A 13,745-nucleotide genomic window follows, 5' to 3' on the forward strand; every position below is an offset into this window, starting at 1 on the left:
GGGCGGGGGGGCCGGGGGCGCCCCGGGGGGGGCGGGGGCGGGCCTGGAACCGACGGCGCACGCCCTGCTCGGCGCGGCCGTGACCATCGCCGGCACCGGCGGGCTGGTGCTGACCGGGCGGCTGTCCCCGGCCGTGCAGCCGTGGCTCGCCGACCACGCGCTCGGCGGCACGGTGCTGCTGCCCGGCACCGCCTTCGTCGAACTCGCCGTACGGGCCGGAGACCAGGTCGGCTGCCCGGTCCTGGACGAACTCACGCTGCACACCCCGCTGGCGCTGCCCCCGCGCGGCGAGGTCCAGGTCCAGGTGATGGTGGGCGACCCGGACGGCAGCGGTGCCCGCCCGGTGCGCATCCACGCCAGGGACACCTCGGCCGACGAGGAGTGGACGCTGCACGCCGAGGGCCTGCTGACGGCCGCGCGGTCCGGGCCGCCCGAGGGGCTCGGTGCCTGGCCGCCGCCGGAGGCGACCGAACTCGACGTCACCGGCGCCTACCCGGACGGCGCGGACGCCGTCGTCCACTACGGCCCCGCCTACCGGGGACTGCGGGCCGCCTGGCGGCACGGGGACGAGGTCTTCGCCGAGGTCGCCCTGCCCGACGGCGTGGACGCCGCGGGCTTCGGCATCCACCCCGCGCTGCTCGACGCCGCCACGCACGCGCTGTTCGTCGCGGGCGACGGCGAGGACGACGCCCCGTCCATGCCGTTCGCCTGGAACGGCGTGCAGCTGCACGCCGCGGGCCCGGCCCTGCTGCGGGTCCGGCTCCGCCGCCCGGCCGACGGCACCCTGGAGCTGACGGCCGTCGACGCCGCCGACCAACCGGTGCTCTCCGTCGCCGCGATGGTTTCCCGGCCGGTGAGCGCGGCGGCCGCCGACGCCGAGGTGTGGCGCCGGTCGCTGTTCCGGGTGGAGTGGACGGCGGTGCCCGCCGCCGAGCCGGCCCCGCTGACCTTCTGGGACGGCCGCACCGAGGTACCGGCCGACGGCGACACCGTCGTCCTGCGGCCGCACACGGCCGAGGAGGACACCCCGGCCCGCGCCCGGGCCCTGCCGGCCCGCGCGCTCGCGGCCGTACAGGCATGGCTGGCCGACCCGCGCCGGTCCGGATCCCGGCTGTCCGTGCTGACCGGCGGCGCGTTCGCCGTCGCCGACGGCGAGCACGCCGACCCGGCCGCGGCGGCGCTGTGGGGCCTGGTCCGGGCCGCCGAGGCGGAGAACCCCGGCCGGTTCACGCTGCTCGACACGGACACCGACGACGAGACCGCCCTGTCCGCCGCACTGGCCACCGCCGAACCGGAACTGGCCCTGCGCGACGGCACGCTGCTCGTCCCCCGCCTGACCCGGGTCCCGGCCGACCCCGGCCCCAACCCGGCCACGGACGGGCACGGCACCGAGATCGCGCCGGGTGACGGGACCGTCCTGGTCACCGGCGGTACCGGAGGTCTCGGCGCGCGGGTGGCGCGGCGTCTCGCCGAACGGCACGGTGTCCGCAGGCTGCTGCTCGTCTCGCGCAGCGGGCCGGACGCCCCCGGCGCCGAGGCGCTCCGGGCCGAACTGGCCGCACTGGGAGCCGAGGCGGACATCGCCGCGTGCGACGTCGCCGACCGGGAGGCGCTCGCCGCACTGCTCGCGGCCGTCCCCGCCGACCACCCCCTGACCGCCGTCGTGCACGCCGCCGGCACCGCCGACAACGGCCTCGTGCAGGACCTGACCGCCGAGCGCCTCGCCACCGTCCTCGCGACCAAGGCGGACGGCGCCTGGCACCTGCACGAACTCACCCGGGACCTCGATCTCGCGGCCTTCGTGATGTTCTCCTCCGCGGCGGGCATGGTGCTCGCCGCCGGGCAGGGCGCCTACGCCTGCGCCAACGTCTTCGTCGACGGCCTGGCCCACCTGCGCCGCTCCCAGGGGCTGCCCGCCACCACGCTCGCCTTCGGACTGTGGGAGACCGAGACCGGCCTCAGCCGCTGGCTGGGCGCCGCCGACCTGCACCGCATGCGCCGGCAAGGGCTGCCGCCGCTGCCCGAGCAGGACGGACTCGACCTGTTCAGCGCCGCCCTCGGCCGGTCCGAGCCGCTGCTGGTGCCGCTCCGGGTGGACCTCAGGGCGCTGCGCGAACGCAGCGGCGAGGTCCCGGCGCTGCTGCGCGGCCTCGCCCCCCGGACCCGGGGCCGCCGGACCGCCGAAGCCGGGTCCGGCACCCGGGCGCTGGGCGACCGGCTGGCCGCACTGCCGAAGGTGGAACGCGAACGACTGCTGACGGAGCTGGTCCTGACGCACGCCGCCACCGTGCTCGGCCAGTCTTCCGCGGACCCGGTCGAAGCCGACCGGCCCTTCCGCGAACTGGGCTTCGACTCACTGATGGGCGTGGAGTTCCGCAACCGCCTCAAGGAGGCCACGGGCATCCCGCTGCCCGCCACCCTCGTCTTCGACCACCCCACCGCCCGGGCCATCGTCCGCCACGTCGCCGGTCTGCTCGGCGACACCCGGCCCGAGACCGCCGTCGTCGCCCGTGACCGGGCCGCCGACGAGCCGATCGCCGTCATCGGCATGGCCTGCCGCTACCCCGGCGGCATCCGCTCGCCCGAAGACCTGTGGCAGGTCGTCGCCGAGGGCCGGGAAACCCTCGCCGGCTTCCCGACCGACCGCGGCTGGGACCTGGAGGGCCTGTACGACCCCGAGCCCGGCCGCCCCGGCACCGTGTACACGCGGGCGGGCGGATTCCTCTACGACGCGGGCGAGTTCGACCCCGCCTTCTTCGGCATCGCGCCCAAGGAAGCCGCCGGCATGGACCCCCAGCAGCGGCTGCTCCTGGAGACCGCCTGGGAGACGCTGGAACGCGCGGGCATCGACCCGCACACCCTGCGCGGCAGCGACACCGGCGTGTTCACCGGCATGTCCTTCCACGACTACCCCGCGAACAACAGCACCGGCGCCATCGCCTCCGGCCGGGTCTCCTACACGCTCGGCCTCGAGGGCCCCGCCATGACGATCGAGACGGCGTGCTCCTCGTCCCTGGTCGCCCTGCACACCGCCGCCCAGTCCCTGCGGTCCGGGGACTGCGGGCTCGCCCTGGCCGGCGGCGTCGCGGTGATGGCCACGCCGGGCATGTACCTGTACTTCGGCGACCAGCGGGGACTGTCGCCCGACGGCCGCTGCCGGTCCTTCTCCGCCGACGCCGACGGCACCGGCTTCGCCGAGGGCGTCGGGCTGCTGCTGCTGGAACGCCTCTCGGACGCCCGCCGCAACGGACACCGGGTGCTGGCCGTCGTCCGCGGCTCGGCCGTCAACCAGGACGGCGCCTCCAACGGCCTCACCGCCCCCAACGGGCCGTCCCAGGAACGGGTCATCCGCCAGGCGCTGGCCGCCGCCGGACTCACCCCCGACGACGTGGACGCCGTCGAGGCGCACGGCACCGGCACCACGCTGGGCGACCCGATCGAGGCCCAGGCCCTGATCGCCACCTACGGGCGGCACCGCCCGCCGGAGCGGCCCCTGTGGCTGGGCTCGGTCAAGTCGAACATCGGGCACGCCCAGGCCGCCTCGGGCGCGAGCGGCGTGATGAAGATGGTGATGGCGCTGCGCCACGGCGTACTGCCGCGCACCCTGCACGCCGAGGAGCCCACCCCCAACGTCGACTGGTCGGCCGGCGGGGTCCGGCTGCTCACCGAGGAACGGGAGTGGAGCGGCGAGGGCCGGCCGCGCCGGGCGGCGGTGTCGTCGTTCGGACTCAGCGGCACCAACGCCCACGTGATCCTGGAGGAGGCGCCCGCCGACCTCCTGCCCGTGCCGCCCGCCGCCGGCACCTCCGCCGACGGCGCGGACCACCGCCTGCCCACCGTGCCGGTGACCGTCTCCGGCCGCAGCCCCAAGGCGCTCAAGGCCCAGGCGTCCCGGCTGGCCGAACGGCTCGCCGACGGCTCCGCACCCAGGCCCCTCGACGTCGCCCACTCCCTGGCCACCACGCGTGCCGCCCTCGACTACCGGGCCGCCTTCACCGCGGCGGACACCGACGGACTGCTGGCCGGGCTGCGCGCGATCGCCGACGGCAGCACACCGCCCGTGCGCGCCCGTACCGGCGGGCGCACCGCGTTCCTGTTCACCGGACAGGGCGCCCAGCGCCCCGGCATGGGCCGGGAACTGCACGCGGCCTTCCCGGTGTTCGCGGCCGCCTTCGACGAGGTGACCGCCGCGTTCGACGGGCTGCTGGACCGGCCGCTGCGCGAGGTCGTGTGGGGCGAGGACCCCGAGCCGCTGCGGCAGACCGCGTACGCCCAGGCCGCCCTGTTCGCCTTCGAGGTGAGCCTGTACCGGCTGTGGCAGTCCTGGGGCGTCGTCCCGGACTACCTGCTCGGCCACTCCATCGGCGAGGTGGCCGCCGCACACGTGGCGGGCGTCTGGTCGCTGCCGGACGCGGTACGGCTGGTCGCCGCCCGCGGCCGGCTGATGCAGGACCTGCCCGAGGGCGGCGCGATGATCGCGATCGAGGCCGCCGAGGACGAGGTGCTGCCCCTGCTCGACGACCGGGTGGGCATCGCCGCCGTCAACGGAGCCCGCTCCGTCGTCGTCTCCGGCGACGCCGAGGCCGCCGAGCGCGTCGCCGCGGCCTTCGCCGACCGCCGCACGAGCCGGCTGCGGGTCTCCCACGCCTTCCACTCGGCGCTGATGGAGCCGATGCTGGCCGCCTTCCGCGCCGAGATCGCCGACCTCACCTACCACGAGCCGGCGATCCCGGTCGTCTCCGACGTCACCGGACGGCTCGCCACCGAACTCGACACCCCCGACTACTGGGTGAGCCAGGTACGACGGCCGGTCCGCTTCGCGGACGGCCTCGCCCGCCTCGCCGAGGCCGGGGTCGTCCGCTGCCTCGAGATCGGCCCGGACGGAGTGCTCACCGGGCTGGCCGGACAGGAGTACGACGACCCGGACGCCACCCTGGTCGCCTCGCTCCGCAAGGACCGCCCCGAGGCCGGCCACGTCCTCGGCGCCCTGGCCGGCCTGCACGCCGCGGGCGCCGAACCCGACTGGTCCGCGTTCTACGCCGGAACCGGGGCGCAGCGCGTCGACCTGCCGACCTACGCCTTCCAGCGGGAGCGGTTCTGGCTGACCGAGCAGGAGCCCGCCGACACCGCCGCGCTGGGCCTCGCGCCCGCCGAGCACCCGCTGCTCGGCGCCGAACTGCCGCTCGCCCACGACGACCGGCTGGTCCTCACCGGCCGCATCGCGCCCGGCACCCACCCGTGGCTCGGCGACCACGTCGTCCTCGGCACCGTGCTGCTGCCCGGCACCGCCTTCGTGGAACTCGTCCTGCACGCGGCCGGCCGCACCGACTGCACCCGGATCGAGGAACTGACCCTCAGCGCACCGCTGGTGTTCACCGGCTCCACGCAGGTGCAGTTGCAGGTCGTGGTCGCCGGACCCGACGGCACCGGTCGCCGCGGGGTCTCGGTGCACTCCAGAACCGGCGAGACCCAGCCCTGGACCACGCACGCCGAAGGCGTCCTGGCCACCGGCCGGGACCGGCCGGCCCCCGAGGCGGCCGCCTGGCCGCCCCCGGGCGCCACCCCGGTGGCCCTGGACGGCTTCTACCGGGAACTGGCAGCGGCCGGACTCGACTACGGCCCCGCCTTCCAGGGCCTGGAAGCGGCCTGGCGGTCGGGCGACACCCTGTACGCGGAGGTGGCGCTGCCCGCCGGCACCCCCGCCGCCGGCTACCACCTGCACCCGGCCCTGCTGGACGCCGCCCTGCACACCGTCGTGCTCACCGGCGCCGCGGGCGACCGGGCCGCCCTGCCCTTCGCCTGGTCCGACGTCGCCCTGCACGCCACCGAGGCGTCCCGGATCCGCGTACGGGTCGAACCGCTGGGCCCGGACGCGGCCGCGCTGCACCTCTTCGACGGCACCGGACAGCCGGTGGCGACCGTCGGCTCGCTGGTCTCCCGGGAGGTGGCGGCAGACGCCCTCGCCGCGGCCCGCACCCCCCACGACGGCCTGTTCCGCCTCGACTGGGCTCCCGTCGCCGCGGACGGCGACCCGGTACGCCACGGCGACTGGGAGGACCTCGGCGACGGGCCCGCGCCCGACGTCGTCGTCGTACGGCACCGGCCCGACGACGACCCGGCCGCGGCCGTGCACCGGATGCTGGCGACACTGCAGGAGTTCCTCGGCGACGGACGGTTCGCCGCCAGCCGTCTGCTGGTCCTCACCACCGGAGCCGTGGGCCTGCCCGGCGAGGACGTCACCGACCTGTCCGGCGCGGCCGTGTGGGGCCTGGTCCGCTCCGCCCAGACCGAGAACCCCGACCGGGTCGTCGTCGCCGACACCGACGGCACCCTGCCGGCCGAGACCCTCGTGAGCTGCGGCGAGCCCCAGCTCCTGGTCCGGGCCGGAGCGGTGCAGGCGGCACGGCTCGCCCCGCTGCCCGCCGAAACCGACGGGGCCCGGCCCGCCTCGGAGTTCGGCGGCACCGGCACGGTCCTCGTCACCGGCGCCACCGGTGCGCTGGGCCGACTGGTGGCCCGCCACCTCGTCGCCCGGCACGGCGTACGGCACCTGCTGCTGGTGAGCCGCAGCGGCCCGGCCGCGCCCGGCGCCGCCGAACTCCTGGCCGAACTGCGCCGGCTCGGCGCCGACGCCACCCTCACCGCGTGCGACGTCGCCGACCGGGACGACCTGGCGCGGCTGCTGGACGGCGTCGACCTGACCGGTGTCGTGCACGCGGCGGGCGTCCTGGACGACGGCCTGACCGGATCACTCACCCCCGAGCGCGTCGACCGGGTCCTCGCCCCCAAGGCGCTGGCCGCCCGCAACCTGCACGAGCTGACCCGCGACCGGGACCTCACCGCGTTCGTCCTCTTCTCGGCCGCCGCCGGTGTCCTCGGCAACCCGGGCCAGGGCAACTACGCCGCCGCCAACGCCTACCTCGACGCGCTCGCGGTGCGACGGCGTGCGGCCGGCCTGCCCGCCCAGTCGCTGGCCTGGGGCATGTGGACCGAGGCCGACGGCATGGCGGGACGGCTGGCCCAGGCCGACCTGCACCGGCTGCGCCGCTTCGGCATCCTCGGCATGACGGCCGACGAGGGCCTGGAGCTGTTCGACCGGGCATGCGCGGCGTCCGCCGCCACGCTGGTGCCCATCCGCCTGGACGTGCGCGCCCTGGCCGGGCAGGAGGTGCCGGAGCTGTTCCGGGGCCTGGTCCGCACCCGCCCGCCGCGGGCGGCCGACGACGACGGGCAGGCCGCCGGTGAACTGCGCAGGCAACTCGCCGGCCTGTCCGCCCCCGACCGCGACAGCCTCCTGCTGCAACTCGTCCTGGGCCAGACGGCCGCCGTACTCGGGCACGGCAGCGCGGCCGGCATCGAAGCCGACCGCGCCTTCAAGGACCTCGGCTTCGACTCCCTCAGCGCCGTGGAGTTCCGCAACCGGCTCGGCACCCTCACCGGACTGCGGCTGCCCGCCACCCTGGTCTTCGACCACCCCAACGCCCGCGCCCTGGTGTCGCTCCTGGCGGGCGAACTCGCGCCGGAAGGCCCGGACGGCCCCGACGGCCCGGGTGGTGCCAGTGGTGCGGACACCTCCGACGAAGGCCGGATCCGCGGCCTGCTGCGGGACATACCCATCGCCTCCCTGCGCGCGGCCGGGCTGCTCGACGCGCTGCTCGAACTCACCGGCGCCGCGCCCCGGACCCCCGCGTCCGACGAGGAGCCCGTCGAACGGTCCATCGACGAGCTGGACGCCGACGCCCTGATCTCACTGGCCCTGGACGGCTCCGGCCGTACGGACGAAGAAACGCTGGAAGGCTGACACCCCCATGGCTGACGACTCCAAGCTCGTAACGGCGCTGCGCGCCTCGCTGAAGGAAGCCGACCAGCTGCGCACGCAGAACCGCCGGCTCCAGGCGGCCTCCCGCGAACCCGTCGCGATCATCGGCATGGCCTGCCGGTTCCCCGGCGGCGTCACCACCCCCGAGGAACTGTGGCAGCTGGTCGCCGAAGGCCGCGACGCCATCGCCGGCTTCCCCGACAACCGCGGCTGGGACACCGAGCGGCTGTACGACCCCGAGGGGGTCCGCCCGGAGACGACCTACACCCGCGAGGGCGGCTTCCTGTACGACGCCGCCGCCTTCGACCCGGACTTCTTCGGCATCAGCCCCAACGAGGCGCTGACCATGGACCCCCAGCAGCGCCTCATGCTGGAGATCTCCTGGGAGGCCTTCGAACGCGCGGGCATCGACCCGGCCACCCGCAGGGGCGGCTCGACCGGCGTCTTCACCGGCATGATGTACCACGACTACGTGTACAACGGCGCGGCCGGCGCCATCGCCTCCGGCCGGGTCTCCTACACCCTCGGCTTCGAGGGCCCCTGCGTCACCGTCGACACCGCCTGCTCCTCCTCCCTGGTCGCCCTGCACCTGGCCGCCCACTCCCTGCGGTCCGGGGAGTGCGAACTCGCCCTCGCGGGCGGCGTCGCCGTCATGGCCACCGCCGAGACGTTCGTCGAGATGTCCCGGCAGGGCGTCCTCGCCCGCGACGGCCGCAGCAAGTCCTTCGCCGCCGCCGCCGACGGCAGCGGCTGGGGAGAGGGCGCGGGCGTACTGCTGCTGGAGCGGCTGTCCGACGCGGTCCGCAACGGCCACCCGGTGCTCGCGGTCGTCAAGGGCTCCGCCGTCAACCAGGACGGCGCCTCCAACGGCCTGACCGTGCCCAACGGCCCCTCCCAGCAGCGGGTCATCCGGCAGGCCCTGGCCAACGCGCAGGTCGCCCCGTCCGAGGTCGACGTCGTCGAGGCGCACGGCACCGGCACCCGGCTCGGCGACCCGATCGAGGCCCAGGCCCTGCTCGCCGTCTACGGCAAGGACCGCGCCCCCGGCCGGCCGCTCTGGCTGGGCTCGCTCAAGTCCAACATGGGACACACCCAGTCCGCCGCCGGGGTCGGCGGAGTGATCAAGATGGTGATGTCGCTGCGCAACCGGCAGCTCCCGCCGACCCTGCACGTCGACGAGCCGACGCCGCAGGTCGACTGGGAGCAGGGCGACGTCCGGCTCCTCACCGAGGCCGCCGAGTGGACCCCGGGCGACGGACCGCGACGGGCCGGCGTGTCCTCCTTCGGCGCCGGCGGCACCAACGCCCACGTCCTCGTCGAAGAGGCGCCGGAACCCGCCGCGGAACCCACCCCCGGCACCCCCCTCGCACACGTCCCGCTGTGCCTGTCCGCCACCTCCGACCAGGCGCTGCGCGACCAGGCCCGCAGGCTCGCCGACCGTCTCGCCGAGGACCCCGCGGTCCGCCTCACCGACGTCGGGCACTCCCTCGTCGCCACCCGCGCGCAGTTCGCCCGGCGGGCCGCGTTCGTGGCGGCCGACCGGGACACCGCCATCGCCGACCTGCGCGCCTTCGCCGACGACCGGCCCGTCGCCCGCACGGTGCGCGGTGTCGCCGGCTCGGGCAGGCCCGTCCTCGTCTTCCCCGGCCAGGGATCGCAGTGGCCCGCCATGGCCGGCGAACTGATGCGGCTGAGCCCCGCCTTCGCGGACCGGATGGCCGAGTGCGCCCAAGCCCTCGCCGCGTTCGTGCCCTGGGACGTGCGGGACGTCGTCACCGGCGCCGACGGCGCGCCCAGCCTCGACGAGGTCGACGTCCTGCAGCCCGCGCTGTGGGCCACCATGGTGTCGCTGGCCGCGCTGTGGGAGTCCCACGGCGTCACCCCGGCCGCGGTCGTCGGCCACTCCCAGGGCGAGGTCGCCGCCGCCTGCGTCGCCGGGGCCCTCACCCTGGCCGACGGCGCCCGCGTCGTCGCGCTGCGCAGCCGTGCCCTGCGCGCCCTGACCGGGCGCGGCGGCATGCTGTCGATCGTCCAGTCCGGCGAGTGGGTCCGCGAACGCCTCGCCGCCTACGACGGCCGGGTGTCGGTCGCCGCGGTCAACGGCCCCCGCTCCGTCGTCGTCTCCGGGGACCCCGACGCCCTGCGCGAGCTGGAACTCGACCTCGCCCGGCAGGGCGTGATGCGCTGGGCCGTGCCCGGCGTGGACTTCGCCGCGCACTCCGCCCACGTCGAGGAACTGGAGGAGGAACTCGCCGAACTGCTCGCCGGGATCACCGCGCGCAGCACGCACGTGCCGTTCTACTCGACGCTGACCGGCGGCCGCATCGACACCTCGGAACTCGACGCGGGCTACTGGTACCGCAACCTGCGGGCGCCGGTCGAGTTCGAGGCCGCCCACCGCGCACTGCTCGCCGACGGCTTCGACCTGTTCGTCGAGTGCAGTCCGCACCCCGTGCTGCGCCCCGGCATGACCGAGACCCTGGAGGCCACCGGCGCCACCGCCGCGCTGGCCGGCACCCTGCAGCGCGAGGACGGCGGCGCCCGGCGCCTGGCCGCCGCGCTCGCCGAGGCCCACACCGGCGGCGCACCCGTCGACTGGCAGACCTTCTACGCCGGCACCGGCGCCCGCACCGTCGACCTGCCCACCTACCCCTTCCAGCACCGCGACTTCTGGATCGACAGCCAGGTCGCCGAGGTCGACGCCACCGCCCTCGGACAGGCCGAGGTCGCCCACCCGCTGCTGGGCGCGGCCATCCCCCTCGCCGACGGCGACGGAGCCGTGTTCACCTGCCGGCTGGCCGTCGGCACCTCGTCCTGGCTCGCCGACCACGGCGCCCAGGGCACCCTGCTGCTGCCCGGCACCGCCTTCGTGGAACTGGCCCTGCGGGCCGGCGAAGAGGTGGGCTGCACCCTGCTGGACGAGCTGACCCTGCAGGCCCCGCTCGTCCTGCCCGAACAGGGCGGACTCCAGCTCCAGGTCGTCGTACGCGGAGAACCGGAGGCGGCGCTGCGCCCCGTGGCCGTCTACTCGCGGCCCGAGGGACAGGACGGGCCCTGGACCCAGCATGCCGAAGGCACCCTGGAACGTACCGCCGAGCCGCCCGCCGCCGACCTGACGCAATGGCCGCCGCCCGGCGCCGAGGCGATCGACGTCTCCGGCGCCTACGCCCGCCTCCAGGACCGCGGCTACGACTACGGGCCGGTGTTCCAGGGGCTCAAGGCAGGCTGGCGCATCGGCGAAGAGGTGTACGCGGAGATCGCGCTGCCGCCGTCCGAGACCGGCGAGGCCGAGCGCTTCGGCCTGCACCCCGCCCTCCTCGACGCCGCCATGCACGCGGCCCTCATCGAGGACGACGGCCCCGACAGCGGCAGCACCGTCCTGCCGTTCGTCTGGAACCGGGTGGCCCTGCACACCGCCGGTGCCACCCGGCTGCGCGCCCGCATCACCCGGCTCGGCCACGGTGTCACCGTCGCCGTGGCCGACGAGACCGGCCACCCGGTGATGACCATCGGCTCCCTGGTCGGCCGCCCCGTCTCGTCCGACCAGCTCGAACAGGCCCGCGGCGGTGCCGGCGACGCGCTGTTCGGCGTCGCCTGGCAGGAAGCGGACCTGCCGGGGACCACTCGCGCGGGCAGCGCGCCGGAGCTGGAACAGTTCGCCTGCGCCGGCGACGGGCACGGCGTACTGGACGGGCTCCGGGCCGACCTGCACCGCACCACCGAAGCCCTGCGGGACTGGCTCGCCCAGCCACACCCCGAGACGGCCAGGCTCGTCCTCACCACCCGGCAGGCGGTCGCCGTCCACGACGACGACCGGGTCGATCCGCGCGCCGCCGCCCTGTGGGGACTGGTCAGGGCCGCCCAGGCGGAGAACCCCGGACGCTTCCTGCTGGTCGACGCGGACACTCCCGGCCCCCTCGACACCGACGTACTCGCCGCCGCGGTCGAAGCCGGGGAACCCGAACTCGCCCTGCGGGGCGGCCGGGCCCACATCCCCCGCTTCGTCCGGCTGACCGAGACCGGCACCGCGGCTGCGCCGGACCCCGAGGGCACCGTCCTGATCACCGGCGGCACCGGCGGCCTCGGCGCCCTGCTCGCCCGGCACCTGGTCGACCGGCACGGCGTACGACACCTGCTGCTGGTGAGCCGCAGCGGAGCCGACGCCCCCGGCGCCCGCGAACTGCGCGACGAACTCGCCGAGCACGGAGCCCGGGTCACCCTGGCCGCCTGCGACATCGCCGACCGCGACGCCCTGGCCGCCGTCCTGGACGCGATACCCGCCGAGCACCCGCTGACCGGTGTCGTCCACACCGCCGGCGCCTCGGACAACGGCCTGGTCGGGTCCCTCACCCCCGAGCGGTTCGACCACGTCCTGTCGCCCAAGGCCGACGGCGCCTGGCACCTGCACGAGCTGACCGCCGACCGCGACCTCGCCATGTTCGTCATGTACTCCTCGACCGGCGGGCTGGTGCTCGCCGCCGGCCAGGGCAACTACGCGGCTGCCAACGTCTTCCTGGACGGACTCGCCCAGCACCGCCGATCCCTCGGCCTGCCCGCCCAGGCGCTGGCCTGGGGCCTGTGGGACGTGCGCACCGGACTGAGCCAGTGGCTCACCGAGGGCGACCTCCAGCGCATCCGGCGCCAGGGCCTGATCGGCTTCTCCGGTGCCGAGGGACTGGCGATGTTCGACAGCGCCCGCACCGTGGACCGGCCCCTGGTCGTGCCCATGCGGGTGGACACCACCGCCCTGCGCGCCCGCTCCGGCGAACTCCCGCCGCTCTTCCGCAGCCTGGCCCCCACCCGGCGGCCGCGCCGCAGCGGGACCGCCACCCAGCAGGGCGTCCCCGGCGCGCTGCGCGACCGGCTCGCCGGACTCGACGCCGACGGACGCCTGGACGCCCTGCTCGACCTGGTGCGCTCCCACGCCGCGGCCGTCCTCGGCCACGAGTCGGGGGACCGGGTGGCCCCGGACCGGGCCTTCTCGGAGCTGGGCTTCGACTCGCTGACCGCCGTGGAGTTCCGCAACCAGCTCAACGCGGTCACCGGCCTCCGCCTGCCGGCCACCCTCGTCTTCGACTACCCCAACGCCCGCACCGCCGCCACCTACCTCGCGGAGCTGACCGAGGACGCCGTCGGCCGGGCGCCGTCCGCCACGACACCCCAAGCCACCGCCACCGCCGCCGCCGTTGCCGTCGACGACGATCCGATCGCGATCGTCAGCATGGCCTGCCGGTTCCCCGGCGGTGTCAGCACCCCGGAGGACCTGTGGCGCCTCGTGGCCGACGAGGCGGACGTGACCGCCGACTTCCCCGCCGACCGCGGCTGGGACCTCACGGACCTCTACGACCCCGAGCCGGGCGTCACCGGCAAGAGCTACACCCGCAAGGGTGCCTTCCTCGACGCCCCCGGTGACTTCGACCCCGCCTTCTTCGGCATCAGCCCCAACGAGGCCCGCGTCATGGACCCGCAGCAGCGCCTGCTGCTGGAGACGGCCTGGGAGGCGGTGGAACGGACCGGAACCGACCCGACCTCGCTGCGCGGCAGCCGCACCGGTGTGTTCGCCGGGGTCATGTACCACGACTACGGACTGGGCGCCGAGGCCTCCACCACCAGCGGCGGCAGCCTCGTCTCCGGCCGGCTGTCCTACACGCTCGGTCTCGAAGGCCCCTCCGTGTCGGTGGACACGGCGTGCTCGTCGTCGCTGGTGGCCATGCACTGGGCGATGCAGGCGCTGCGCTCGGGCGAGTGCGACCTCGCCCTCGCCGGCGGCGTCACGGTGATGTCCACACCGGGCATGTTCCTGTACTTCAGCAGGCAGCGGGGCCTGTCGGCGGACGGCCGGTGCAAGTCCTTCGCGGCCGGTGCGGACGGTGTCGGCTTCGCCGAGGGCGTGGGTGTCCTGGTGCTGGAGCGCTTGTCGGATGCT

Annotated in this window: 2 protein-coding genes; both read left to right on the plus strand. The window is 75.9% G+C overall.

Translation table 11 applies throughout. The annotated features are described in order from the left end of the window. The coding region (locus K7854_RS36405; protein WP_443732440.1) for an SDR family NAD(P)-dependent oxidoreductase at positions 1-7,801 on the plus strand (7,801 nt) is incomplete at its 5' end. Positions 7,802-7,808: 7 nt separating this feature from the next. Then, the coding region (locus K7854_RS37945) for a type I polyketide synthase (RefSeq protein WP_308112608.1) at positions 7,809-13,745 on the plus strand (5,937 nt) is incomplete at its 3' end.

Source organism: Streptomyces hyderabadensis (assembly GCF_020404845.1).
Classification (GTDB): Bacteria; Actinomycetota; Actinomycetes; order Streptomycetales; family Streptomycetaceae; genus Streptomyces; species Streptomyces hyderabadensis.